This window comes from Nonomuraea sp. NPDC050451 (genome assembly GCF_044458585.1).
Window position 1 is genome coordinate 696,198 of record NZ_JBITHZ010000004.1, and the last position, 25,525, is coordinate 721,722.

General features: G+C 71.3%; 22 protein-coding genes. 18 read left to right on the top strand and 4 right to left on the bottom strand.

Going from position 1 to position 25,525, the window contains the following annotated elements; all coding sequences use genetic code 11:
- Positions 1–36: 36 nt before the first annotated feature.
- Genes ACIBI9_RS18170 through ACIBI9_RS18180 form a run of 3 tightly spaced genes read right to left on the bottom strand, consistent with a single transcriptional unit; the run spans position 37 to position 2,824 of the window.
- Positions 37–807, bottom strand: a complete 771-nt coding sequence (locus ACIBI9_RS18170) for an ABC transporter ATP-binding protein (protein ID WP_363967019.1) — start codon at positions 805–807, stop codon at positions 37–39.
- A complete protein-coding gene (locus tag ACIBI9_RS18175) occupies positions 804–1,604 on the bottom strand; it encodes an ABC transporter permease (RefSeq protein ID WP_397223259.1) in 801 nt (266 codons plus the stop codon). Before ACIBI9_RS18175 ends, ACIBI9_RS18170 begins: the two co-directional genes overlap by 4 nt.
- Positions 1,601–2,824: an ROK family protein gene (locus ACIBI9_RS18180; RefSeq protein ID WP_397223260.1), complete on the bottom strand. Its 1,224-nt coding sequence runs from the start codon at positions 2,822–2,824 to the stop codon at positions 1,601–1,603. Before ACIBI9_RS18180 ends, ACIBI9_RS18175 begins: the two co-directional genes overlap by 4 nt.
- Before the next feature lie 222 nt (positions 2,825–3,046).
- Between ACIBI9_RS18180 and ACIBI9_RS18185 the strand changes: the two genes are divergently transcribed.
- Positions 3,047–5,896, top strand: a complete 2,850-nt coding sequence (locus ACIBI9_RS18185) for a beta-galactosidase (protein WP_397223261.1) — start codon at positions 3,047–3,049, stop codon at positions 5,894–5,896.
- Positions 5,897–6,028: 132 nt separating this feature from the next.
- Here the strand turns inward: ACIBI9_RS18185 and ACIBI9_RS18190 are convergent, their stop codons facing one another.
- On the bottom strand, positions 6,029–6,361 hold the full coding sequence (locus ACIBI9_RS18190; RefSeq protein WP_397223262.1) for a putative quinol monooxygenase: 333 nt from the start codon (positions 6,359–6,361) through the stop codon (positions 6,029–6,031).
- Between the two features lie 106 nt (positions 6,362–6,467).
- Here ACIBI9_RS18190 and ACIBI9_RS18195 point away from each other — a divergent pair, with 106 nt between their 5' ends.
- From ACIBI9_RS18195 to ACIBI9_RS18275, 17 genes are all read left to right on the top strand, one after another.
- Entirely contained in the window at positions 6,468–8,084 is a 1,617-nt protein-coding gene (locus ACIBI9_RS18195; protein ID WP_397223264.1) for an ABC transporter substrate-binding protein, read from the top strand.
- Complete coding sequence (locus tag ACIBI9_RS18200) at positions 8,081–9,052, top strand: ABC transporter permease (protein WP_397223265.1); 972 nt, start codon at positions 8,081–8,083, stop codon at positions 9,050–9,052. The genes ACIBI9_RS18195 and ACIBI9_RS18200 overlap by 4 nt, the downstream gene beginning before the upstream one ends.
- Positions 9,049–9,855, top strand: coding sequence for an ABC transporter permease (locus ACIBI9_RS18205; protein WP_397223266.1), 807 nt, complete (start codon positions 9,049–9,051; stop codon positions 9,853–9,855). Before ACIBI9_RS18200 ends, ACIBI9_RS18205 begins: the two co-directional genes overlap by 4 nt.
- Positions 9,852–11,459 carry a dipeptide ABC transporter ATP-binding protein gene (locus ACIBI9_RS18210; RefSeq protein ID WP_397223267.1) on the top strand — a complete coding sequence of 536 codons (1,608 nt, stop codon included), beginning with the start codon at positions 9,852–9,854 and terminating at the stop codon, positions 11,457–11,459. The genes ACIBI9_RS18205 and ACIBI9_RS18210 overlap by 4 nt, the downstream gene beginning before the upstream one ends.
- 32 nt (positions 11,460–11,491) lie before the next feature.
- Positions 11,492–12,820 carry a lanthionine synthetase LanC family protein gene (locus ACIBI9_RS18215; RefSeq protein ID WP_397223268.1) on the top strand — a complete coding sequence of 443 codons (1,329 nt, stop codon included), beginning with the start codon at positions 11,492–11,494 and terminating at the stop codon, positions 12,818–12,820.
- 96 nt (positions 12,821–12,916) lie between these two features.
- Complete coding sequence (locus ACIBI9_RS18220) at positions 12,917–14,239, top strand: NtaA/DmoA family FMN-dependent monooxygenase (protein ID WP_397223269.1); 1,323 nt, start codon at positions 12,917–12,919, stop codon at positions 14,237–14,239.
- Positions 14,236–15,450 (top strand): LLM class flavin-dependent oxidoreductase, encoded by a 1,215-nt coding sequence (locus tag ACIBI9_RS18225; protein WP_397223270.1) that lies wholly within the window; start codon positions 14,236–14,238, stop codon positions 15,448–15,450. Before ACIBI9_RS18220 ends, ACIBI9_RS18225 begins: the two co-directional genes overlap by 4 nt.
- Entirely contained in the window at positions 15,447–16,481 is a 1,035-nt protein-coding gene (locus tag ACIBI9_RS18230) for an LLM class flavin-dependent oxidoreductase (RefSeq protein ID WP_397223271.1), read from the top strand. The genes ACIBI9_RS18225 and ACIBI9_RS18230 overlap by 4 nt, the downstream gene beginning before the upstream one ends.
- Entirely contained in the window at positions 16,478–17,620 is a 1,143-nt protein-coding gene (locus ACIBI9_RS18235) for an LLM class flavin-dependent oxidoreductase (RefSeq protein ID WP_397223272.1), read from the top strand. Before ACIBI9_RS18230 ends, ACIBI9_RS18235 begins: the two co-directional genes overlap by 4 nt.
- Before the next feature lie 159 nt (positions 17,621–17,779).
- Complete coding sequence (locus ACIBI9_RS18240) at positions 17,780–18,790, top strand: ABC transporter substrate-binding protein (protein WP_397223273.1); 1,011 nt, start codon at positions 17,780–17,782, stop codon at positions 18,788–18,790.
- On the top strand, positions 18,787–19,593 hold the full coding sequence (locus tag ACIBI9_RS18245) for an ABC transporter ATP-binding protein (protein ID WP_397223274.1): 807 nt from the start codon (positions 18,787–18,789) through the stop codon (positions 19,591–19,593). Before ACIBI9_RS18240 ends, ACIBI9_RS18245 begins: the two co-directional genes overlap by 4 nt.
- Positions 19,586–20,512, top strand: a complete 927-nt coding sequence (locus ACIBI9_RS18250; protein WP_397223276.1) for an ABC transporter permease — start codon at positions 19,586–19,588, stop codon at positions 20,510–20,512. The genes ACIBI9_RS18245 and ACIBI9_RS18250 overlap by 8 nt, the downstream gene beginning before the upstream one ends.
- Complete coding sequence (locus tag ACIBI9_RS18255; RefSeq protein ID WP_397223277.1) at positions 20,509–21,846, top strand: LLM class flavin-dependent oxidoreductase; 1,338 nt, start codon at positions 20,509–20,511, stop codon at positions 21,844–21,846. The genes ACIBI9_RS18250 and ACIBI9_RS18255 overlap by 4 nt, the downstream gene beginning before the upstream one ends.
- On the top strand, positions 21,843–22,367 hold the full coding sequence (locus tag ACIBI9_RS18260) for an NADPH-dependent FMN reductase (protein WP_397223278.1): 525 nt from the start codon (positions 21,843–21,845) through the stop codon (positions 22,365–22,367). The genes ACIBI9_RS18255 and ACIBI9_RS18260 overlap by 4 nt, the downstream gene beginning before the upstream one ends.
- A gap of 356 nt (positions 22,368–22,723) precedes the next feature.
- Positions 22,724–23,248 (top strand): flavin reductase family protein, encoded by a 525-nt coding sequence (locus ACIBI9_RS18265; RefSeq protein ID WP_397223317.1) that lies wholly within the window; start codon positions 22,724–22,726, stop codon positions 23,246–23,248.
- 219 nt (positions 23,249–23,467) lie between these two features.
- Positions 23,468–23,947 carry an AAA family ATPase gene (locus tag ACIBI9_RS18270; RefSeq protein ID WP_397223279.1) on the top strand — a complete coding sequence of 160 codons (480 nt, stop codon included), beginning with the start codon at positions 23,468–23,470 and terminating at the stop codon, positions 23,945–23,947.
- A gap of 708 nt (positions 23,948–24,655) precedes the next feature.
- Positions 24,656–25,237 carry a dihydrofolate reductase family protein gene (locus ACIBI9_RS18275; RefSeq protein WP_397223280.1) on the top strand — a complete coding sequence of 194 codons (582 nt, stop codon included), beginning with the start codon at positions 24,656–24,658 and terminating at the stop codon, positions 25,235–25,237.
- The last annotated feature ends 288 nt before the right edge of the window (positions 25,238–25,525 follow it).

A 25,525-nucleotide genomic window follows, 5' to 3' on the forward strand; every position in this document is an offset into this window, starting at 1 on the left:
CGGGTGGCTCCTTTCGGGGGCCGGAAGGGGGGAGGGTCAGGCCGCGGGTGCCTGGTGGTAGACGGAGTGCCAGACCTCGTTGCGGATCCGCCCGAACTCGGGCGACAGCCGCATCTCCTCTGTCCTCGGGTAGGGCAGGTCCACGTCGATGACCTGCTGGACGCGGCCGGGTCTGGCCGCCATGACGATCACGCGCCTGGCCAGGTAGACGGCCTCGTCCACGTCGTGGGTGATGAACATGACCGTGCGCTGCTCCTGGCTCCAGGTGTCGAGGAGCTGGTCCTGCAGCTGTACCCGGGTGAGCGCGTCGAGCGCGCCGAACGGCTCGTCCATGAGCAGGACCTGCGGGTTCACCGCGTACGCGCGGGCGATCGCGCAGCGCTGCTTCATGCCGCCGGACAGCGTCTTGGGCAGCGCGTCGGCGAAATCGGACAGCCCGACCAGCTCGATCGCCCGCTCGGCCCGCCGCCTGCGCTCGTCGGCGGGCAACTCGGCCAGCTTCAGCCCGAACTCGACGTTCTTGCGCACGGTCAGCCACGGGAACAGCGCGTACTGCTGGAAGATCACCCCCCGCTCGGGCCCCGGCCCGGTGACCGGCACGCCGTCCACCAGCACCTCGCCCGACGTGGGCTCGACCAGCCCGGCCGCCATGCTCATCAGCGTGCTCTTGCCGCACCCCGACGGCCCCACGACCGTGACGAACTCGCGGTCGGCGATGTCCAGCGACACGCGGTCGAGCGCGGTGAACGTGGTGTCCTTCATCGGGTACGTCTTGATCACGTCCCGGAACGAGATCTTGCTGTTCATCGGCGTTCCTGCCAGTCGGTGAGGTGGCGCTCGGCCAGCAGCAGCAGCCGGTCCATCAGCAGGCCGAGCACGCCGATGGCGATCAGTCCCACGAAGATCGTGGACAGGTCGTAGTAGAGCTGGGCCTGCTGCATGCGGAAGCCCAGGCCCTCCTGGGCGGCGATCAGCTCCGCGGCGACCAGCGTGCCCCAGGCCGAGCCCAGCCCGACCCGCATGCCGACCAGGATGAACGGCGTGGACGCCGGCACCACGACCTTGAGGAAGATCGTCCGGTCGGACGCGCCGAGCACGCGGGCGGCGTTGATCAGGGTCCTGTCCACGTCCACCACGCCCTGGAAGGTCGCCACGACGCTGGACAGGAAGGCCGCCAGGAAGATCACGAAGACCTTCGGCACCTCGCCGATGCCGAGGAGCACGATGGCCAGCGGGATGATCGCCAGGGGCGGGATGGTCCGGAAGAACTGGATGTAGGGCTCGAGCAGGCCGCGCGCGGTGGCGTACCAGCCCATGAGGAAGCCGATCGGGACGGCCAGCAGGGTGCCGAGCAGGAAGCCCAGCAGCACCCTGCGCAGGCTGGCCAGCGCGTCGCCGAGGAGCGTGCCGTCGGCGATCAGCTCGCCTGCCTTGGCCGCGACCTCGAGCGGGGTCGGCAGGGCCTGCACGCCCAGAACGCCCAGCAGCGTCCAGACGGCCAGCCCGACGGCGACCGCGATCAGGTTGAGCGCGACGGCCCGCTGGGGACGCCTGGGGGCGCGCCGCACCGCCGGGGTTTTGGCCAGAGTGGTGAGCTGAGTCATGGTTGCCTCTGCTTGGTGTCCTCGAGGAGGTCGGGCGCGAGATCGGGGCCCGCGGGGTAGCGGGACAGCAGCGGGGACTCGTGCAACACCAGGGCGATGCCGCCGAGGGCGCCCGCGGCCTCGCCGAGCGTGGCCCGGCGCAGGCTGACGCGGTGCCTGGAGACCGGCATGACCTGGGCGCGCAGCGCCCGCTCGACCGGCTCCATCAGCGCGGGGCCGATCTCCGCCAGCTCGCCGCCGATCACGATCACGGAGGGGCCGATCGCGTTGCACACGGCCGCGAGCACGCCGCCGATCGTGCCGCCGACGCCCTCCAGGAGGGTCAGGGCCGTGCCGTCGCCCGCCCTGATCGCCTTCACCAGCTCGGGCACGTCGTCGGCCCGCCCGCCCGCGGCGCGGTAGGCGTCCAGCACGGCTCTTATCGAGGCCACGGTCTCCAGGCAGCCGGTGCCGCCGCAGTCGCAGGGCGCGCCGTCCGGGTCGACCGTGATGTGGCCGAACTCGCCGGACAGCCCGTACGCGCCGCGGTGCAGCGCACCGCCGACCACCAGGCCGCCGCCGACACCGTGGGACAGGCGCAGGTAGAGCACGTCCCGGCCACCGGCGGCGGCGCCCCAGATCGCCTCGCCCAGGGCGGCCAGCCTGGTGTTGTTGTCCAGCAGCACCGGCGCGCCGAACCGCTCGCTCAGCAGCGGCTGCACGGGGTGCGCGGGCTCGTCTCCCTCCAGGTCGTCCTCTGGCTCCGGCCAGCCGACCGGGCCGACCACGCCGGCGCCGATCGCGCTGAGCGCGCCCAGCCGCAGGCCGCCGTCGGTGAGGGAGCCGACGAGGCGTTCGGCCAGGTCCACCCGCTGCTCCCAGGGCAGGTCGGCGGCGTGCGGCTCGCTGGCCGAGCCGACGATCTCGTGGGCCAGGTTGACGGCGGCGACGTGCACCGCGCGGCGGGCGAAGTCGATGCCGATTGCCTGGCCCGCCTCCGGGTTGAGGGTCAGCGTCTCGGCCGGCCGGCCGCGGCCGCGCGGGGCCTCCTGCGGGCTGGCGGTGACGACCGCGCCGCCGGCGACCAGCCCGGCGAGGATGTCGTACAGGGTGGTGCGGGACAGCTGGCAGAGCTTGCCGAGCTCGCCCCGGCTGAGCGGGCCGTGCTTGCGCAGCAGACCGAGCACGAGCTCTTCGTGCCCGCGCCTCAGCTGCGCCAAGGGGCCACGTGGGTGTGACATAACGCGAAGTGTGCCGACCTCGCGGGTTTTTCGTCAACAACCCGGAAAAAACCAAAACTATGGCAATGAGCTGGGAAAACGCCGTGCGAAGGGTTTTGCGGTGCTCGTAACTTTCCGGTAACGGGCTGCGCGCGGTGATCGCCCGGCAAGCCGGATCCGTTGACTTTTGTTTGGATGCTCGCCAAATTAAATACAGTCCGCAGCCGACCCTGGAAGGCGACCATGAGGCGCTTGCTCGCGGTGTTCCTGGTCCTGCTCTGCGTCCTGCTGGGAGCGCCCGCGGGCGTCGGCGCGGCCGGGCACGAGGTCACGTACGACAGGTACTCGCTGAAGGTGGACGGCCGGCGGCTCGTCCTGCAGTCGGCCGAGTTCCACTACTTCCGCCTGCCGAGCCCCGAGCTGTGGCGGGACGTGCTGGAGAAGTTCAAGGCGGCCGGGTTCAACGCGGTCTCGATCTACTTCTCGTGGGCGTACCACTCGCCGAAGCCCGGCGTGTACGACTTCACCGGCGTGCGCGACGTGGACCGCCTCCTGCGGACCGCCCGGCAGGCCGGCCTGTACGTGATCGCCCGCCCCGGGCCGTACATCAACGCCGAGAGCACCGGCGGCGGGCTGCCCGCCTGGGTGAAGACCGTGCCGGGCAGGGCCCGCAGCAGCGCGCCCGGATACCAGGCCGCCTACCGCGAGTGGCTGCACCGGATCAACCCGATCATCGCCCGGCACCAGGTCACCGGCGGCGGCCCGGTCATCCTCTACAACGCGGAGAACGAGTACCAGGTCAACACCGACGCCGCGTACATGCAGGACATCCAGGACCAGGCGCGGGCGGACGGCATCGACGTGCCGATCACCACCAACGACTGCTGCGACGCCGGGAGCTGGAGCTCGACGTGGGCGACCGGCCCAGGGGCGGTGCAGATCCCGGGGGTGGACGACTACCCGCAGTCCTTCGAGTGCGCCAATCCCGAGGTCTGGGGGCCGTGGGGCGAGGGGCTGACCGAGCGGCTGCGCGACGACATCCCGGTGTTCGCCGCCGAGTACCAGGCGGGCGCGATCGACCTGGGCAACGCCGGGTACGACAAGTGCCGCGAGCTGACCGGCCCGGCGTACATGAAGTACTTCTACAAGAACAACCTGGTCACGACCGGGGCGACGATGTTCTCGTACTACATGGGGTACGGCGGCACGAACTGGGGCTGGCTGGCCCAACCCAACGACGTCTACACCTCCTACGACTACGGCGCCGCCATCACCGAGGCCCGGCGGCTCACGCCCAAGTACGACGAGTTCAAGCGCCAGGGCTACTTCCTGGAGGCCGTCGCGCCGCTGGCCAAGACCGACCCGGCCACCTCGCCGGCCGCGCCGGACAACCCCGCCCTCACCACCACGGCCCGCGCGAACCCCGACACCGGCACCCAGTTCGTCCTGGTGAAACATGCCGACCGGGCCGCCACCGGCACCGACGACGCCACCCTCGACTGGGCCGCCCCCGACGGACGTCACCGGGTGCCCGTGCGGGTCAAGGGGCGCGACGCGCACGTCCTGGTCGCCGGATACGACCTGGGCGGCCAGCGCCTGGCCCTGTCCACGTCCGAGATCATGACGCACGCCCTCATCGGCGGCCGTGACGTCGCCGTCCTGTACGGCACCGCGGGCTCGCCCGGCGCCACGATCCTGCGCTACGGCTCGCGGCCGGCGGTCAAGGTGCTCGAAGGGGACGTGCGGGCCTCGTACACCGGGGGAGACCTGCGCCTCGACTACACCCACGACGGGCTCGCTCGGGTGCTCGTCACTGGCGGCGGCCGGCGGCCGCTGCTGCTCCTGCTCGGCACGGACGGGACGGCGGCCGGGTTCTGGCGGGCCGAGACGGGGTCGGGGCCGGTGCTCGTGCGCGGCACCGAGCTGGTCCGCTCGGCCTCGGCGGGCGGAGACACCCTGAGGCTGGCGGCGGACACCGCGGGCGGGCAGGTCGAGGTGTTCGCGGGCCCCGCGGTGAGGCGGCTGCGGATCGGCGCGGAGGACGTACGCGTCGCCCGCACCCCGAGCGGCTCGCTCCTGGGCGCCACCCGCGCCCCCGAACCGGTCCGCCTGCCCGCGCTGACCGCGTGGCGCTCCCGCGCCGAGGCCCCCGAGGCCGCGCCCGGCTTCGACGACTCCCGCTGGACCGCCGCCGACCACACCACGACCATCAGCCCGCACCCGCCGAAGACCCTGCCCGTCCTGTACGCCGACGACTACGGCTACCACTACGGCAACGTCTGGTACCGGGGCCACTTCACCGCCGCCGGATCCGAGACCAGGATCGACCTGAACGCCGTCACCGGCCTGCGCGGCAACTACCTGGTCTGGCTGAACGGCCGCTATCTCGGCTCGGCCGCCGGAGGCGTGCAGGCGGACTCCGGCGACGCGTCGACCCCGCCCAACCCCGACCCGGGCCCCGGCCACTTCGACATCCCGGCGGGCGTGCTCAGACCGGGCACGGACAACGTGATCTCCGTCCTCGTCGCCAACATGGGCCACAACGACGACTGGATCGCCGACGACCTGCGCTTCAAGCAGCCGCGCGGCCTGGTGGCCGCCACCGTCGGCGGTGCTGTCGGCGGCCCTGTCGGCGGCACCCCGATCTCGTGGCGTATCCAGGGCTCACCGGGCACGGACCCGCTGCGCGGCCCGCTCAACAACGGCGGCCTGTACGGGGAGCGCACCGGCTGGCACCTTCCGACTTATCCCGATAAATCCTGGAAAACCGCCAGCGCTGAGCTGGCCCCCGGCGTCACCTGGCTCCGGAACGCGTTCCGCCTCGACCTCCCCAAGGGCCAGGACGCGCCGGTCGGGCTCCGCTTCGGCGGCGACCCGTCGCCCGCGTACCGCGTGCAGATCTTCCTGAACGGCTGGAACGTCGGCCAGTACGGCGGCGACATCGGCCCGCAGCGCGACTTCGTGCTCCCCGCCGGGCTCCTGGACGAGCACGGGACCAACACGATCGCCCTGGCCGTCACCGCCGAGCAGGCCGTGGCGGGCCCCGGGCCGATCAGCCTGTTCACCTACGGCAACGTCCGTCAGGCCCGCTGACCGCCGTACTTCGCTGACGGCCTTCGGGGGAAGGCGGGTCGGCCACCGGGCTCGACACCCCTGGCCCTTGGAGGGTCGCCCGCCGCACTCTGGCCCCTGGACTTCGGAGGGCCGGCCGTCGCGCCCGGGCCGCTAGCCGCGGTCCGGGACGGCCAGTTCGCCGAGCAGGGACCAGTCGTCCTGCGGGACGGTGGCGTTCACGATGCGCGGCGTCTCGGCGAGGTGGGGCGGCAGCGTCTGCTGGGCCTGCTTGAAGTGGGCCGACTGGACGTGCGCCGCCCCGGCGTCGCCGTCGCGGAACGCCTCCACCAGGACGTACTCCGCCGGGTCCGCGAGGCTGCGCGACCAGTCGAACCACAGGCAGCCCGGCTCGGCCCTGGTCGCCTCGGTGAACTCGGCGACGATCTCCGGCCAGCGGTCGGCGTGCTCGGGCAGGATGCGGAACTTGGCGGTGATGAAGATCATCGAGCTGGCTCCTTCGAGTCCGTGGGGATCAAGCCTATCGAGAGGGCGTTGACAGGCATTCATGCATTACCTACCGTTTGGCTAGGTAATACCTCGGCCCCAAGGAATGCGTGTGAAGCGACTCAAGGGCATCGCCCCCTTCGTCCTCGTCGTCTCTCTGACCGCCTGCGGCTCTCAGCAGCCCGCCCAGCAAGCCCAGGACACGTCCCTGACCTGGGCCATCGAGACCCAGCCGCTCACCTTGAACCCCCAGCAATGGGGCCAGAACAAGGTCAGGCTGCTCGTGTTCAACCAGTTCGACGCGCTGCTCTCACGCCAGAAGGACGGCACGTTCCAACCGTGGCTGGCCAAGGCGTGGAAGGTGTCGGACGACGGTCTGACGTACACGCTGCAATTACGCGACGACGTGACGTTCCACGACGGCACGAAGTTCGACGCGGCGGCGGTCAAGGCGAACCTGGAGCAGTTCCTGGTGCCCGGCTACAACCCCGGTATCGCCTCCATCCAGCTCAAGTCCTTCGCCAGGGCCGAGGTGAAGTCGCCGACCACCGTCGAGATCACGCTGAAGGAGCCGGACGCGCTCTTCCTCGACTTCCTCGCCTCGCCCCTGGCGGGGCAGGTCTCGCCGAAGTCGCTGAAGGCGGCCAAGGACCTCAAGTTCGGCGGGCCCGACCTGGTCGGCACCGGGCCGTTCATCCTGGAGTCGTACGTGCGGGGCCAGGAGATCCGCTACCGGCGCAACCCGGACTACACGTGGCCGCCCGCCGGGTCCGGGCACCAGGGGCCGGCCTACCTCTCGCGGATCACGTACCGGTTCCTGCCCGAGGCGGCGGTGCGCGTCGGCGCGCTCACCTCGGGGCAGGTGCAGGTCATCGAGGGTGTCCCGGCCACCGACGCCGCCATGATCAAGCAGGATCCGGGTCTGACATACCAGACCTCGCTCAACTCGGGCACCTCCTTCTCCTACTACTTCAACACCGCCCACGCCCCCTTCGACGACCAGCGCGTACGGGAGGCGTTCCGCGAGGCCGTGGACGTGGACGCGGTGCTGAAGGCCGTCTACCAGGGCACCGCCACCAGGGCGTGGAGCGTCGTCACCAAGGGCGGCCCGTTCTACGACGCCTCGCTGGAGGGCGCCTTCGGCGGGAACACCGCCAAGGCCAACGCCCTGCTCGACGCCGCCGGCTGGAAGCAGCGCGACGCCCAGGGCTACCGGGTCAAGGACGGCAAGCGGCTCACCGTGCGCTCCGTCGCCTCCGCGCCGTTCGTCCGCGACCGCCGCGACATCCTCGCCCAGGCCATCCAGGCGCAGGTCAAGCAGAGCGCCGGGATCGACTTCCAGGTCAAGATCGTGGACCAGGGGACGGCGCAGAAGGCCTACACCGAGGGGGAGTACGAGATCTTCGAGAACTCCCGCGGCGACGCCGACGCGGGCGCCGCGCTCAACCTGATCCTGCCGCGCAAGGGACCGATCAACCGCACCGGCTTCTCCGACCCCGAGGTGGAGAAGTGGCTGGCCACGGCTTCGGCCTCCGCCTCCCTGGACGAGCGCGAGGAGCTGTACGCCAAGGTGCAGCAGGCCGTGGTGAAGGACAAGGCGATCGTGTTCCCGATCTACGTGCCCGCCGACCAGGTCGCGGCGCAGAAGAGCGTCCAGGGCCTGGGCTTCGAGGCCGGCTCCGGCACGCCGCGCAGCGCGTACGACGTCCGGATCGGCACATGACCGGACGGCCGACGACGGCCCGGGACAGCGGCGCCGTCAAAGCCTGGGGCAGGGGCGTCGTCAAGCGCGTGCTCACCGGGCTCGCGGTGTTGTGGGCGGCGGCCAGCGCCTCGTACGTCGCCCTGCTGCTCGCGCCGGGCGAGACCATCGACATCCTGGTCGGCGACGGCCCCGACACCCCCGAGATCCGGGCGCGGATCGTCGCCGAATGGGGGCTCGACCGGCCGGAGGTCCTCCAGTACGTGGCCTACCTGTGGCGGCTGCTCCACGGCGACCTCGGCCGCTCGTACCAGCTCCAGGTCGGCGTCGGCGAGATCCTGTCCACCCAGCTCGGCCCGACCCTGCAGCTCACGCTGGCGGCGGCCGGGGTCGGGGTGTCGCTCGCCGGGGTGATCGCCGTCGTGACCGCGGGGCGGGGCCGGTGGCTGCGCGGCGCGGCCTCGGCGGCCGAGCTGGTCTCGGTGTCGGTGCCCCCGTTCCTGATCGGGCTGGTGCTGCTGGCGGTGTTCTCGTTCACACTCGGCTGGTTCCCCGTGTCGGGCGCGTCCGGGCCGCAGGCGCTCGTGCTGCCCGCGCTCGCGCTGGGCCTGCCGATCGCCGGCGTGCTCGGGCAGGTGCTGCGCGGCGGCCTGGAGCGGGCGCTGGAGCAGCCGTTCGCGGTCACGGCCAGGGCCCGCGGGCTGAGCGAGCAGCGGCTGGTGGCCAGGCACGCGCTCCGGCACGCGCTGATCCCCGCCGTGACGCTGGCCGGCTGGTTCACCGGCACGCTGCTCGGCGGGGCCGTCATCACCGAGGTGCTCTTCGGCCGGCCGGGGCTCGGGCAGGTGGCGATGCAGGCCGTCACGGGCCGGGACATGCCGGTGGTGATGGCCGTCGTCCTGCTGTCGGCCATCGTGTACGTGACCATCAGCACCCTCCTCGACCTGGCCTACCGCGCCATCGACCCCCGGATCGGAGGCCGGCCGTGACCTGGTCGCGCTCGTTGCTGGTGCCCGCGGCGTTCCTCGCCCTGCTGGCGGTGGCGGTGGCCGCGCCCGGGCTGCTGACGGGGGTGGACCCGCTGGCGGCCGACCCGGTGAGCGCGCTCGCGCCGCCCGGCGGCGCGCACTGGTTCGGCAGCGACCACCTCGGCCGCGACGTGCTGTCCAGGGTCGTCCACGGCGCTCGCCACTCGCTCAGCATCGGCGTCACCGCGACCGCCCTGGCGGTGGCCGCCGGGGTGCTGCTCGGCCTGGCCGCCGGGCTGTCGCCGAAGTGGCTGGACGAGGCGCTGGCCAGGTCGTTCGACGTCCTGTCCACGCTGCCGGAGCTGCTGCTCGCCCTGCTCGTCATCGCCGTCACCGGCCCCGGCACGGGCAACGTCATCTTCGCCATCGCGGTCGCCCAGGTCCCCAACTACGCCCGCGTCATCCGCGCCCAGACCTTCGTCGTGCGCCGCGCCGGGTACGTCGAGCAGGCCGTCACGTTCGGCCGCTCCAGGGCCGCGATCACCGCCGGGCACGTGCTGCCGAACGTGCTCGGGCCGATCCCCGTCCTGGCCACCATCGGGCTCGGCCAGGCCGTCATCGCCGCCTCCGGGCTCAGCTTCCTCGGCATGGGCCCGCAGCCCCCGGCCGCCGAATGGGGCGCGATGCTCTCCGAGGCCCGCAACTACCTGCGGGTCGCCTGGTGGGAGGCGCTGTTCCCGGGCGTCGCGATCACGCTGACCGTGGTCAGCCTCACCGTCGTCGGCCGCCGCCTCCAGCGCCGCTTCGAGGGGAGAACCCCATGACGACCTATGTCTCCCCGCCGACGGTCGCCACCCTCGTCGCCGTGGAGGACCTGCGCGTGAGCTTCGGCGGGACCGAGGTCGTGCGCGGCGTCTCCTTGTCGGTAGCCCCCGGCGAGTGCGTGGCCCTCGTCGGCGAGTCCGGGTCCGGCAAGAGCGTCACGGCCCGCACGCTGCTCGGCCTGGCCGGGCCGGGCGCCGCCGTGCGGGCGTCCGCGTTCAGCGTCGGCGGCCAGGACGCGCTCGGCTTCGGACCGGCGCAGTGGCGCCGGTTGCGCGGCGGGTTCGCCGGGCTGGTGCTGCAGGACGCGCTGGTCTCCCTCGACCCGCTGCGGACCGTGGGGGCCGAGATCGGCGAGGTGCTGGCCGTCCACGACGTCGTCCCGAGAGCACGGCGCCGCGACAGGACGCTCGAGCTGCTCGACGCGGTCGGCGTGCCCGATCCGCCGCTGCGCATCGGGCAGCACCCGCACCAGCTCTCCGGCGGGCTGCGGCAGCGGGTGCTGATCGCCTCGGCCATCGCGGCCGGGCCCGAGCTGATCATCGCCGACGAGCCGACCACCGCGCTCGACGTCACCGTGCAGGCCCAGATCCTGCGGCTGCTCGCCGAGCGCCGGGCCGCCGGTTGCGCGCTGCTGCTGATCAGCCACGACCTGGCCGTCGTCGCCTCGATCGCCGACCGCATCCTCGTCATGAAGGACGGCCGCGTCGTCGAGGAGGGCCCCGCCGGGAGCGTGTTGTCGGCGCCCTCGCACGACTACACCCGCTCGCTGCTGGCCGCCGTCCCGTCGGCCGCCTCCCGGGGCACCCGCCTATCGGCAGCTCGACCGGGAACACCGCTGCCGCGCCGCACGCCGAACCCGTCGGCGCGGGTGCTCGCCGGCACCGGGCTGTCCAGGTCGTACGGGCCGCGCCGGGTGGTCGACGACGTCTCGTTCGCCCTGTACGAAGGCGAGACGCTCGGCGTCGTCGGCGAGTCGGGCTCGGGCAAGACCACCCTGGCCCGCCTGGCCCTCGGCCTGCTCGAACCCGACGCGGGCCGGGTCACCCTGCACGGCCGCCAGTGGAGCGACGTGCCCGAACGCAAGCGCCGCCCGCTCCGCCGCAGGATCCAGCTCATCTCCCAGAACCCGCTCGACTCCTTCGACCCCCGTCACACCGTCGGCCGCCTGGTCGCCGAGCCGCTCGACCTGCCCAGGGCCGAGCGCCGGGCGCGGGTGCTCGACCTGCTCGAACGCGTCGGCCTGCCGCCCGGCGTCGCCGGCCGCCACCCCCGGGAGCTGTCGGGCGGCCAGCGGCAGCGCGTCGCCATCGCCAGGGCCCTCGGCCCCCGCCCCGACGTGCTGGTCTGCGACGAGCCGGTCTCCGCGCTGGACGTCTCGATCCAGGCCCAGGTGCTGGACCTGCTCGCCGAGATCCAGGCCGAGTACGGTACTGCCATGCTGTTCATCAGCCACGACCTCGGCGTGGTGCACCACGTCAGCGACCGGGTCCTGGTCATGAAGGACGGCCGGGTGGTCGAGGAGGGTGACGTGACGGAGGTGTTCACCCGCCCCGGGCACCCGTACACGCGGGAACTGGTCGCGGCGGTTCCTCGGCTTTCCTGAATTTCCTACCAAATGTGTGGGATACTGCACGGGTGAGTCTGGACAGGATCCGCGCATCGAGCGCCCGAGCCGATTCCCCGCTGACCGCCGCCATCCTGGCGGGGCGATGGATCAGATCCGCCGCGGCCGACGACGAGCACGGAAGGCGCTGGCTGGCCAATCCCGATCCGCACGGCGGGTCGGCGGTCACCTCCGAGCCCTCGTCCCTCTACTCGGGAGCGGCGGGCGTCGTGCTGTTCTTCCTCGAGCTCGCCGCGGCCACCGGCCACGAGGCGTACCTGGAGGACGCCAGGCGGGGGGCCCGCAGGCTCGCCGCCACCTGGCGCGAACAGGACGACCTCTCCCTCTACCACGGGCTGACCGGCACGATGGTCGCGCTCATGGAGGCGGGCTGGGTGCTCGGCGAGGGCGCGTTCGAGGCCGAGGCCGCCGCCATCGCCGACGTGATCGTCCGCCGGGGCCGGGAGTCCGAGGGTGGCGTCGGTTGGTCGCGCGATCCCGCGCAGCGCGGCGAGGGCGGCATCATCCTGGGGCTGCTGCGGGCCGCCGCCCATCTCGGCGTGCCCGCGTACGAGGAGGCGGCCGTCGAGGCGGGCCTGCGGATCGCCCGGCTGCCCGTCCCCGGGCACCGGTTCGGCGACTGCGCCGACCTGCCCGTGGACGCCGTCACGCCCGGCTTCCTCGCCGGCACGGCCGGGACCGCGTTCCTGCTGGCCCGCCTGTACGGGGTGACCGGCGACGAGCGCTTCCTGTTCGCCGCGCGCAGCGGCGCGGCCTTCGTCCGCGAGATCAGCGTCGTGGCCGGCGGCTGCGCGGTCGTGCCGCACCACGTGCCGCACGCCAGGGAGCTGCACTACCTGGGCTTCTGCTCCGGCTCCGCGGGTGTGGCCAGGATGTTCTACGAGCTCTACCGGGTGGGGGGCGACCCCGGCGACCTGGAGTGGGTGGAGCGGCTGGCGCGCGGCATCGTCAAGAGCGGCGTGCCGCGCCGCCGTACCGAGGGCTACTGGAACGTGGCCTGCCAGTGCTGCGGGACGGCCGGGCTCATCGAGTTCTTCGTGGGGCTGTGGGCGGCGACGGGGGAGGAGTCCCACCTGGAGTACGCCCGCGGGCTCGCCACGGACCTGATCGGCCGGGCCACCGACCACGACGGGCGCGGCTACCGCTGGTACCAGGCGTACCGGCGGCTGCGGCCGGGCGAGGTGACGGCCGACACCGGCTACATGGTGGGCGCGGCCGGCATCGGCGCCGCCCTCCTCCACCTCGACGCCGCAGGTCAGGCCGACCATCCGCGCCGCGTCATCCTGCTGCCCGACAATCCGTTCCCCGCGATCCCGCTGCCTGCTTCCGCGCTCCGTTGACAGCGATACCCAGTTTTCCTACTGTTTAACTGGGTATTGAGCCAAGGAGCACATCATGACCGAATGTGACGTCCCCTGTCGCCGCGAGAAGGTCGCATGAAGCAGGTCCATCTGGCCGCGCACTTCCCCGGCGTCAACAACACCACCGTCTGGACCGACCCCCGCTCCCGCAGTCAGATCGACTTCGAATCGTTCGTCCACCTGGCCCGCACCGCGGAGCGGGGCAAGTTCGACTTCTTCTTCCTGGCCGAGGGCCTGCGGCTGCGCGAGCTGAAAGGCCGCATCCACGACCTGGACGTGGTCGGCCGTCCCGAGTCGCTGACCGTGCTGGCCGCGCTCGCCGCCGTCACCGAGCGCCTCGGGCTGGCCGCCACCGTCAACGCCACCTTCAACGAGCCGTACGAGCTGGCCAGGCGGCTGGCCACGCTCGACCACCTCAGCGCGGGCCGGGCCGCCTGGAACGTGGTCACCACCTCCGACGCCTTCACCGGCGAGAACTTCCGCCGCGGCGGCTACCTGGACCGTTCCGAGCGCTACACGCGGGCCGAGGAGTTCGTCCGGCTGTCGCGCGAGCTGTGGGACTCCTGGCGGCCCGACGCCGTGATCGCCGATCAGGAGAGCGGGCGATTCCTGCGGCCCGGGTCCGTCTCGGCGGTCAGCCACCGGGGCCGCCACTTCACCGTCGAGGGGCGCTTCAACGTCCCGCGCAGCCCGCAGGGCCACCCCGTGGTCATCCAGGCGGGGGACTCCGACGAGGGCAGGGAGTTCGCCGCCGCCAACGCCGACGTCATCTTCAGCCGCCACGGCACGCTGGAGGAAGGGCGGGCGTTCTACGCCGATGTCAAACGCCGCCTGGCCACGTACGGGCGGGAGCCGCACCAGCTCAAGATCATGCCGGCGGCGACGTTCGCGCTCGGCGACACCGACGCCGAGGCGGCCGAGCGCGCCGCCGAGATCCGCCGCCAGCAGGTGGGGCCGCAGACCGCAATCGCCTTCCTGGAGCAGATCTGGGGCCGGGACATGTCCGCCTACGACCCGGAAGGGCCGCTGCCCGACGTGGAGCCCGCCGTCGAGCAGGGCGTCTCCCAGGGCCGGGTGCAGGTGGCCGACCGGGCCGCCGTGGCGGCGCGATGGCGGGCCGTGGCCGAGGAGAAGGAGCTGAGCATCCGCGAACTGGTGATCCACATGACCGGGCGGCAGTCGTTCGTGGGCTCGCCCGCGACCGTGGCCGCGCAGATCGAGGAGTTCGTACGCACGGACGCCGCCGACGGGTTCGTCCTGGTCCCGCATCTCACGCCGGGTGGGCTGGACGACTTCGTGGACAGGGTGGTGCCGCTGCTGCAGGAACGCGGCGCGTTCCGTGCCGACTACGAGGGCGCCACGCTCCGCGAGCACCTCGGGCTGGGAGGTGCGGCATGACGCCGGCACCGCTGCACCTGGCCGTCGCGCTCGACGGCGCCGGCTGGCATCCGGCCGCCTGGCGGGACCCGGCCGTCAACGCGCGGGAGCTGTTCACCACCCGCCACTGGGCCGGGCTCGTCGCCGAGGCCGAGCGCGGGCTGCTCGACTTCGTCACCATCGAGGACGCCCTGGGCCTGCAGACCTCGCGCCTCGACGGGCCCGACGACCGCACCGACCAGGTGCGCGGCCGGTTCGACGCGGTGCTGCTCGCGGCGGCGCTCGCGCCGCTCACCACGCGCATCGGGCTGGTGCCCACGGCCACGACGACGCACACGGAGCCGTTCCACGTGGCCATCGGCATCGCGAGCCTGGACCACGTCAGCCTGGGGCGCGCGGGCTGGCGGGTCCAGGTCTCGGCCCGCGCCTGGGAGGCCGCCCACTTCGGCCGCAGGGAGATCCCGGCGCTCATCCCCAAACGGGACACGGCGGGCCGGTGGGAGCCCGACGAGCAGGCCCGGGGGCTCATCGCGGACCTCTTCGAGGAGGCGGCCGACGCCGTCGAGGTGGCCAGGCGGCTGTGGGACAGCTGGGAGGACGACGCCGAGATCCGCGACGTGGCCACCGGCCGGTTCGTCGACCGCGACAAGCTCCACTACGTCGACTTCGCCGGATCCAGGTTCTCCGTCAAGGGGCCGTCGATCACGCCCAGGCCGCCGCAGGGGCAGCCGGTCGTGACCGTGCTCGACCACGGCGGGTCGCCGGTGCCGTACGAGCTGCCCGCCCGCTCCGCCGACGTCGTCATTGTCACCCCGCACAGCCGTGACCACGCGCGGGACATCGTCGAGCAGGTCAGGAGCCGCCCCCGGGCCGGGCACCCGCTCAAGATCCTGGCCGACCTGCTCGTCCACGTCGGCGATGACGCGGCCGACCGGAAGGACCGGCTCGACGGGCTCGCGGCGCCGCCCGACTCCGACGCGTACACCTTCGCCGGCACCGCCGCCGAGCTGGCCGACCTGCTGCTGGACTGGCAGGAGGCCGGAATCGAGGGGTACCGGCTGCGGCCCGGCGCCGTGCCGCTCGACCTGGAGGCGATCACCCGCAGACTGGTTCCCGAGCTGCAGCGGCGCGGCGCCTTCAGGAGCCGGTACGAGGCCGCCAACCTGCGCGGGCACCTCGGCCTGCCGCGCGCAATCAACCGTTATGTCTCCCAGAAAGCTGACATTGCGTGAAATTTCTGGCCATCACTTTGATCGTTCATGACGGCCGTAAGTCCACCAACGAGCGATTCCGCGAGGTCGTCTCCAACGCGGTCCTGGCCGAGGAGCTCGGGTTCGACGGGTTCGGGGTGGGGGAGCGGCACGAGCGGCCGTTCATCTCCTCCTCGCCGCCCGTGGTGCTCAGCCACATCGCCGCCAGGACCTCCCGCATCCGGCTGTTCACCGCGGTCACCACGCTCAGCCTGCTGGACCCGGTCCGGGCGTACGAGGACTACGCCACCCTCGACCACCTGTCCGGCGGGCGGCTCGAACTGATCATCGGCAAGGGGAACGGCGCCGCCCAGGCCCAGCTCTTCCACGTCACCGCCGAGGACCAGTGGGAGCGCAACCGCGAGTCGTACGAGCTGTTCCGCAGGCTGTGGCGGGAGGACAAGGTCACCTGGGAAGGGCGGTTCAGGCCGTCGCTGACCGAGGCCGAGACCTGGCCGCGCCCGCTCCAGCGGCCGGTGCGCGTCTGGCACGGCAGCGCAACCAGCAAGGAGTCGGTGGACCTGGCCGCGCGCTTCGGCGATCCGCTCTTCTCCGCGAACGTCACCAACCCCGTCGAGCCCTACGCCGAGCTGATCGGCCACTACCGGGAGCGGTGGGCGCACCACGGGCACGACCCGGCCGAAGCCCTGGTCGGGGCGGGCACCGCGGGCTACTACGCCGCGAAGACCTCGCAGGAGGCCATCGAGACGTACCGGCCGATCTTCGAGGCCCGCCAGGAGACCTTCAAGCGGTACGGGGCGCCGCTCGTCTTCCACTCGCTGGAGGACGCCATCGAGCGCGGCTCCATCCTGGTCGGGAGCCCGCAGCAGATCATCGACAAGGTGCACCGCTACCACGACCGGTTCGGGCACGAGGTGATGCACCTGCACGCGGACGCCGACGGGCTGACGGACGCGCAGCACCGCTCGGCGCTGGAGCTGTTCCAGTCGGACATCGCTCCGGTGCTGCGCAAGGAGATACCCAGCAGGCCGTTCCCGGGAGGTTCCTCATGACGGTCCCCCTGTCCATCCTCGACCTGGCGCCGATCCCCTCCGGCGGGACCGCCCGGGACGCGATCCGCAACACCGTCGACCTGGCGCGGCAGGCCGAGTCTTTCGGCTATCACCGGTACTGGCTGGCCGAGCACCACTTCGCCGAGGGGGTGGCCGGCTCGGCGCCCGCCGTGCTCATCGGGCTGGTGGCCGCGGCGACCAGCCGGATCCGGGTCGGCTCGGGGGCGGTGCAGCTCGGCCACCAGACGCCGCTGGCGGTGGTGGAGCAGTTCGGCCTCCTGGACGCGGCCCATCCGGGGCGCATCGACCTGGGCCTCGGACGTTCCGGCCAGCGCCGCGCCGAGCTCGCCCGCCACTCCGAACGCCCCCCGGACCCTCCTTCCTCCGAGGCGCGGGTGGTGGGCGGGCTGCTCATCCCGCCCCCGTTCGACTTCTCCGCCCTGATCAGGGCGGCGCCGCACCTGGCCTTCCAGGCCTCCCTCCTCCAGCAGCCCGGCGCCGAGACGCCCGACTTCGCCGACCAGCTCGACGACGTCCAGGCGTTCCTGGCCGGCACCTACGCCTCGCCCGACGGGCGGACCGCCCATGCGATCCCGGGCGAGGGCGCGGACGTCGAGGTGTGGATCCTGGGCAGCAGCGGCGGCCAGAGCGCGCAGGTGGCGGGGGAGCGGGGCCTGCCGTTCGCCGCCAACTACCACGTCAGCCCGGCCGGTGTCCTGGAGGCGGTGGAGGCGTACCGGGAGGCGTTCAAGCCGTCCGACGTCCTGGAGGAGCCGTACGTGATCGTGTCCGCCGACGCCGTCGTGGCGCAGGACGCGGCCACGGCGCGGGAGCTGGCCAAGCCCTACGGCCTGTGGGTGCGCAGCATCCGCACCGGGCAGGGCGCGATGCCGTACCCCACTCCGGAGGAGGCCGACGCCCACGTGTGGAGCGAGGAGGACAGGAAGCTGGTGGCCGACCGCCTCGACACCCAGTTTGTCGGCGACCCGGAGGCGGTGGCGGACGGGTTGCGGGTGCTCCAGCGGGTCACCGGCGCCGACGAGCTGTTGATCACCACCATCACGCACGGCCACGCCGACCGGGTCCGCTCGTATGAGCTGCTCGCGGACGCCTGGGCTAATTTCATGTATGTCCAGTAGGAAAAGTTGACTTTAGGGACGGAGGAACGTAGTTTCATAGGCATGGGCCTTTACCTGACCCGGCGCCCGCACGTGGACTTCGGCCACGTCGCCAGCGCGCAGTGTCGCTGATCACGTACCGCTGAACCCCCTCTCTCCCTCCTCCTCAGAGGAAACATCGTGATCAAGACCAGACATGCCCTCCTGGCCGCCTTGATGCCCGCCGTCCTGGCGGCCTGCGGCACGGCCCAGGCGAACCCCCAACAAGAGGTGAAGGTGCTGCGCTACCAGGGCAGCGCCGGCAACGTCACCTTCCCCGAGCTGGCCGAGGAGCTCGGCTATCTCGGCGACGTCAAGCTGAAGTGGGTCGGCAACACCACCTCCGGCCCCCAGGACATCCAGTCGGCCGCGACCGGGCAGACCGACTTCGGCGGCGCCTTCAACGGCGCCATCGTCAAGCTCAAGGCCGCCAAGGCGCCGATCAAGGCCGTGATCGGCTACTACGGCTCCGACCAGGACACCTACCAGGGCTACTACGTCAAAGAGGACAGCCCGATCAGGTCCGCCCGCGACCTGATCGGCAGGAAGATCGGCGTCAACACCCTCGGCGCCCACCACGAGGCCGTCATCAAGGAGTACCTCAAGCGCGAAGGGCTGACGCCCGAGGAGATCAAGCAGGTCCAGCTCGTGGTGATCCCGCCGGTCAACACCGAGCAGGCCCTGCGCCAGGGGCAGCTCGACGTCGGCACCCTCGGCGGCGTGCTCAGGGACAAGGCGCTGGAGCGCGGCGGCCTGCGCCCCCTGTTCAAGGACGTGGACCTGTTCGGCCCGTTCACCGCCGGGTCCGTCGTGCTCCGCGAAAACTTCGTCGCCGCCAACCCCCACACCGTCAAGACGTTCGTGACCGGATTCGCGAAGGCCATCGAGTGGGCGCGTACCCACTCGCGCGAGGAGGTCGTCGCCGAGTTCCAGCAGATCATCGCCAAGCGCGGCCGCAACGAGAGCGCCGACACCGTGCGGTTCTGGAAGAGCACCGGCATCGCGGCCAAGGGCGGTGTCATCGCCGACAAGGAGTTCAAGACCTGGACCGACTGGCTGGAGCGCGAGGGCGAGATCAAGCCCGGCCAGGTCAAGGTCTCCGACGTCTACACCAACCAGTTCAACCCCTATGCCGGCGGGAGCGGGTCATGACCAAGATCAGCATCCGGAACGTGGCCAAGACGTTCCAGGTCAGGGACGCCGACCAGCCGTTCACCGCGCTGTCCGGCATCGACCTCGACGTGCGCGAGGGCGAGTTTCTCACGCTCGTCGGCCCCAGCGGCTGCGGCAAGTCCACCCTGCTCGACCTCATCGCCGGGCTGACCGCGCCGACGTCCGGGGAGATCCTCATCGACGGCGCGCGGGTGACCGGGCCCGGGCTCGACCGGGGCATCGTCTTCCAGCAGTACGCGCTGTTCCCCTGGCGCACGGCGCAGTCCAACGTCGAGTTCGGGCTGGAGGCCAAGGGCGTGCCCAGGAAGGAGCGGGCGCGGCAGGCCCGCGAGCACCTCGCGCTCGTGGGTCTGGCCGGGTTCGAGGAGCGCTATCCGCACGAGCTGTCCGGCGGCATGCGCCAGCGGGTGGCCATCGCGCGCAGCCTCGCGTTCGACCCCGACGTGCTGCTGATGGACGAGCCGTTCGCCGCCCTGGACGCGCAGACCCGCGAGTCCCTGCAGGAGGAGCTCGTGCACGTGTGGGAGCAGACCGGCAAGACCGTCGTGTTCATCACGCACGGCATCGACGAGGCCGTCTACCTCGGGCAGCGGGTCGCCGTGATGACCTCGCGGCCGGGGCGGATCAAGGAGGTCATCGACGTGCGCTTCTCCTCGCGCGAAGGGGATCTGCGGGCGGACCCGGCGTTCGGGGAATACCGCCACCTGGTGTGGGGGCTGCTGCGTGAAGAGGTTGCGGCGGCGCAGGTGCAGGAGCGGAAGGTGGCGACCACCCGTGGCTGACCAGAAACTGCTCCCCGGCGACGTCCACCGGTACGACCTCCCTGACGACTCGGCCACCCCGGCTCCGGTCCCGGCTGCGCCCCCGGGCCTGGCTGCGACCCCGACCCCGACTCCGGCTTCGATTCCGGCGTCGGCGGGGGCGCCGCGCCGGCGGTTTTTCGGCGGGCGGCTGCTCAGGCGGGCGGTCACGAACTCCACCGCCATCCTGCTCCTCCTCGCCGCCTGGGAGGTGCTGCCCAGGCTCGGCGTCGTCGACCCCGTCTTCGCCCCGCCCCTCTCGGAGAACCTCGTCGCCTGGTACGACCTCCTCGTCGGCGGCCAGCTCACCGAGCACCTGGAGGCGTCCCTCGCCCGCTCGCTGTCCGGCTTCGGCCTGGCCATCGTGCTGGCGATCCCGCTCGGCCTGCTGATCGGCTGGTACAAGCCGGTCGCCGACTTCCTCACCCCGCTGCTGGAGCTGTTCCGCAACACCTCGGCGGTGGCGCTGCTGCCGGTGTTCACGCTGATCCTGGGCATCGGGGAAACGACGAAGATCACGTTCGTGCTGTACGCGTGCGCGTGGCCGATCCTGCTCAACACGATCAGCGGCGTGAAGACCGTCGAGCCGCTGCTCATCAAGTCGGCCAGGTCGATGGGCCTCGGCCCGCTCCGCCTGTTCCAGAAGGTGATCCTGCCCGCCGCCGTGCCCACCATCTTCACCGGCGTGCGGCTGGCGGGCGCGTACTCGATCCTCGTCCTGCTCTTCGCCGAGATGGTGGGCGCCAAGGCCGGGCTCGGGTATCTCATCCTCGACACCCAGTCCAGCTTCCGCATCCCCGACATGTACGCGGGAATCATCACAATCTCCGTACTCGGCCTGCTGTTCAACCTGCTCCTGGTCGGCGTCGAGCGCCGCTTCTCCACCTGGAGGACCACTTGACGAGAAAGCTCCACCTGAACGCCTTCCTCATGGGCGTCGGCCACCACGAGGCGGCCTGGCGACATCCCCGGACCGAACCCGCCCGCCTCACCGACGTCCGCCACTACCAGGAGCTCGCCAGGATCGCCGAACGCGGCAAGCTCGACTCCGTCTTCCTCGCCGACGGCGTGGCCCTGCACGGCAACGTCCGGCACAACGCGCTCGGCGGCCTCGAACCCCTGACCCTGCTGTCGGCCCTGGCCGCCGTCACCGATCACATCGGCCTCATCGCCACCGTGTCGACGACGTACAACGAGCCCTTCCACGTGGCCCGCAAGTTCGCCTCGCTCGACCACATCAGCGGCGGGCGGGCCGGCTGGAACATCGTCACCTCCGCCGGCGAGGCCGAGGCCCGCAACTTCGGCATCGTCCGCCCCTCGCACGCTGACCGCTACGCCAGGGCCGGCGAGTTCCTGGAGGTCACGCGGAAGCTGTGGGACAGCTGGGAGGACGACGCGGTCCTGGGCGACCGCGTCGCCGGCGACTACGCCGACACCGGCAAGATCCACCCGATCGAGCACGCGGGGGAGTACTTCTCGGTCAGCGGCCCCCTGAACACCTCCCGCCCGCCCCAGGGGCACCCGCTCCTGGTCCAGGCCGGGTCCTCGGAGGACGGCAAGGAGTTCGCCGCCCGCTACGCCGAGGCCGTCTTCACCGCCCAGCAGACCCTGCGGGAAGGGCAGGAGTTCTACGCCGACCTGAAGCGGCGGCTGGCCGCCTACGGGCGGCGGCACGAGGACGTGCTCATCCTGCCGGGCATCTCGCCGATCATCGGCTCGACCGAGCGCGAGGCGCTGCGCCTGGAGAAGGAACTGGAGGATCTGATCATTCCCGCGTACGGGCTGGCGCAGCTCTCCCACATGACCGGCATCGAACTCACCGAGGACGCACTCGACAGGCCCCTGCCCGACGTACCCGTGGAGACGGAGGGCGCGCAGAGCCGCCGCAAGCTCGTCGTGGACCTGGCCAGGCGCGAGAACCTCACGGTCCGGCAGCTCCTCAACCGCCTGGCGGGCGGCCGGGGCCACCGCGTGGTCGCCGGAACGCCGGAGCAGATCGCCGACCAGATCCAGGAATGGTTCCTGGCCGGCGCGGCCGACGGGTTCAACGTCATGCCGCCGATCCTGCCCGGCGGCCTGAGCGACTTCGTCGACCACGTGGTGCCGGAGCTGCAGATCAGGGGCCTGTTCCGGTACGAGTACGAGGGGCGCACGCTCCGCGAGAACTACGGCCTGCCCAGACCCCCGTCCCGTTACGCCCCCGCCGGGCGGCGCGAAGCGGCGGTGGCGCGATGAGCATCGTGACCCTCGTGGGCAACCCCCGGCCCGGCTCCCGCACGCTCGCGGTCGCCGCCTCCGCCGCCGAGGCCGTCGGCGACCGCCTCGGCGCCGACCCGGGGGCGTACGAGGTCGTGGACCTGTCGGGCCTCGCCCCCCACCTCCTCTCGCCCGCCGCACACCCCGACGTGACCGCGGCCCTGGAACTGGTGACCGGTGCGAGCCTCCTCGTCGTGGCGAGCCCGACTTACAAGGGCACCTATACGGGGCTGCTGAAGTCGTTCCTCGACCGCCTGCGACCGGACGCGCTGGCGGGCACGGTGGCGCTGCCGCTCCTGGTCATGGGGGACCCCAAGCATTCGCTGGCGGTGGAGGTGCACCTGCGCCCGCTGCTGGTGGAACTGGGCGCCTTCGTGCCGACACCGGGGCTGGCGGTGCTGGAGTCGCAGATTCCGGAGCTGGGAGAGGTGGTGGCGGGGTGGGCCGATCGTGTGGCGCCGCAGGTGACCGCTGTACTCAAGGAAGGGGCGCTTTCGTGACGGAAACGGTGGCCGCTCGGGAAGCCCGCCGAGCCAGAGAGGCCCGCCAGGCCCGAGACGCACGCCGCACCTCAGACCCCCGCCAGGGAAGGGACCCACGCCCGGTTTCGGACCCACGCCCGACTCAGGACCCCCGCCCGGCTTCGGACCCCCGCCCGACTCAGGACCTACGCCCGGTTTCGGACGCGCACACGGCCTCTGACCCGCGCTTTGGCCCCGACTCCCGCCCTGTGCCCGACTCTCGCAACGGGCACCAGACCCGCCTGGCGTTCGAGGCGCCGACCGTGCCTGCGACACGCCCGGCTCTGGAAGTGAGGCCGATTCCGGAGGTGCGGCCACCTTCGGAGGCACGGCCGATTTCCGGCGCAGGGGCGAGCGAGGAGGAGCCGGCAAAGGGTGCGGTCGACCCTGACGGGTTCCGCCGGGCGCTCGCCGTACACGCCGCCGGAGTCGTCATCATCACCGCCCAGACCGACGGCATCCCCGTCGGGCTCACGGCCACCTCCTTCTCCTCCGTCAGCCTCGACCCACCCTTGGTCTCGTTCTACGTCGACCAGTCCTCCACCACCTGGCCCTGGCTGCGCGACGCGGACCACTTCGCGGTCAACGTCCTGGCCAGCGACCAGGCCGACCTGGCCGCCAGGTTCGCCCGCAAGGACATCGACCGGTTCGCCGAGCCCACCCGCTGGCGTCCGGGCCCCCTGGGCGCCCCCCTGCTCCAGGACGTTTCCGCCCACCTCATCTGCCTCCCGCACGACACGGTGAACGTAGGCGACCACATCCTGGTCGTCGGCCTGGTAGCCGAGGCCAAGGTGCACAGCCCGGGCCGACCCCTCATCTACCACCAGGGCCGCTTCGGCCGCTTCATCGCCCACCCATAGAGAACCCCCCAGCACGAACGGCCGCCCGGCAATCGGCGCTTTCTAAGGGTCGTCGCAACACGGTGACCACTTACTGGCGGCCAGCAGAGCAAGCCGACTGGGTTTCCGTATTTCCCGAGTTGCGGGGGATACGGAAACCCACAGCCGGAAGCCGGTGGACCGCCAACATGGGTGATACGAAGCCGAACGAGATCAGGCTGATCCGGGTAGTCTCGGCTGATGGCGAAGATCTTGGTCACTGGGATGTCTGGCACCGGCAAGTCCACGGCGTTAGAGATGCTGGCGACCCGGGGGCATCGCGTCGTCGATACCGACACTTACCAGTGGAGTCACTGGGTAACGCTGCCGGACGGATCCACCGATTGGGCGTGGCGCGAGTCGGCCATCAGCGACCTGCTCGCCAACCACCGTGAGGGCGCCCTCTTCGTGGCCGGCTGCAAATCCAATCAGGGTCGGTTCTACCCTCAATTCGACCATGTCGTACTGCTCAGCGCCCCTGCTGAGATCATGCTTGCCCGCATCGCGACGCGAACCAACAACCCCTTCGGTAAGCGCCCGGAGGAGCGTGAGGCCATCCTGCGCGACCTGGCCAACGTGGAGCCGCTGCTCAGGGCCACCTCCACTGCCGAGATTGACGCTTCTGCACCGATCGACAAGGTCGTCCAGCAGCTTGAAGAGCTGGCACGAACGACGCCGTGACCAGGGGTTACAGGAACAGGCGCTTCGGCCCCACCACCCTTAGGTCGGGCGCAGGTCGCCAGGAGCTTTGCGAGGCGTTCAGCCGGGATGTCTCAGCCGAGCGACTTTTGTGGTCCAGCGTTCCCCGCACCTTGATGCTTGTTAGGTGTCTTGAACTGCAGGATTGCGTCGAAGACATGTCTCGGAGCTGTGCGGCGTACACGCAGTAGCGCAGAGCCAGATACGGGTAGAAGGGCTCTGTCGCTGGTCCGACAGGCCACCCCGGCAGGCCCGCGTGTCGCACGTGCCCACTCGCCTGATCAGGAGCATGACGTCGTGTAACCCGTGCTCTGGGGGCGGGGCGGTCGGAGCTGGTCATGTGGACGCGAAAGGACCTTGCCCTGGTCGCTCAGCATGAGGGGACGGTTGGCAGGAACCCCCGATCTCGCTGGCCCAGCTTCCCGCTGCCTTGATTGCCCTCCAAAGCCCGGAGAATGTCCGGTCACTGGCCTGGTCAGGCGCACTTCCATAGGAGAAGATCTGTGACTTGCGGCGCTTCGGTTCTTACCCGCGGCCCACCAGCCGAGAGCAACTGGGCGGTCCAGGTGCACGTTTGTACGGGCTGATGCCTTGGCTTACGGTTTGGGTTCGGCCGGCCGATGAGTAATGCCGCCATGCGGGGTCTACAGAACGTGGAAACCGATGGGATCGAGACCGCAGGAGGTCGAAGTGTCGGTATCAGTGCTTGATATGTCGGTGTCGCTCGACGGGTACATCGCGGGTCCGAACGACAAACCAGGTAACCCCGGCGGCGATGGCTTCATGCTGCACGATTGGGCCCTTGCGCCGGATGGGCAGTTCCGTCAGTCCGGGCTGGCCGGGGAGTTGCTCGGCGAGATAGAGGCGGCCGGGGCGGTCCTCTCGGGACGGCGTACTGCTGAGCAGGCCGATCACTGGGCTGGAAATCATCACGGTGAGGGGATCCCGATTTTTGTGCTGAGTCATCGGCCGCCCGACCCGTCCGTCGCAAACTATCCACTGGTGACGTACGTGACTGATGGAATCGCCAGCGCGATGGCTCAGGCGAAGGCCGCTGCCGGGGACCGGAACGTGCATGTGATCGGCGCCTACACCGCGCAGCGGGCGATCGAGGCCGGGGTGCTGGACGAGGTGCAAATCCATCAGATCCCGGTGCTGCTCGGTGAGGGCCGACGGCTGTTCGATGTGTTGCCGTCGCGGGTGGAGTTGGAGATCGTTCGGGTGATCGACACCCCGGAGGCAACCCACATCCGCTACCGCATCCGTCGCTGAGTGGCGGCAGCACCTTGAACTCCGTAGGGCATGTCGACTCACCTGCTCCGGTGGGTGATCGTGGTCGAAATGCCGGCTGGCCACGTGTTCTCGGAGTCGGCCCAGAAGTAGCGCATTCTGCGCTCGGAGGCGTTGAAGTTCGGCCCTGAGCTCGCCGTTGATGGTGGTTAGCTGGCGAACGCGGGCTTCCTCGGAGGGATCCGTCATGCGCTGGCAGGCAGGATGCCGCTGTCCGGAGCGCTGTGGAAGGTTTCGTAGCCTCTGGATCTCCTCGATCAGTTCGGGAAC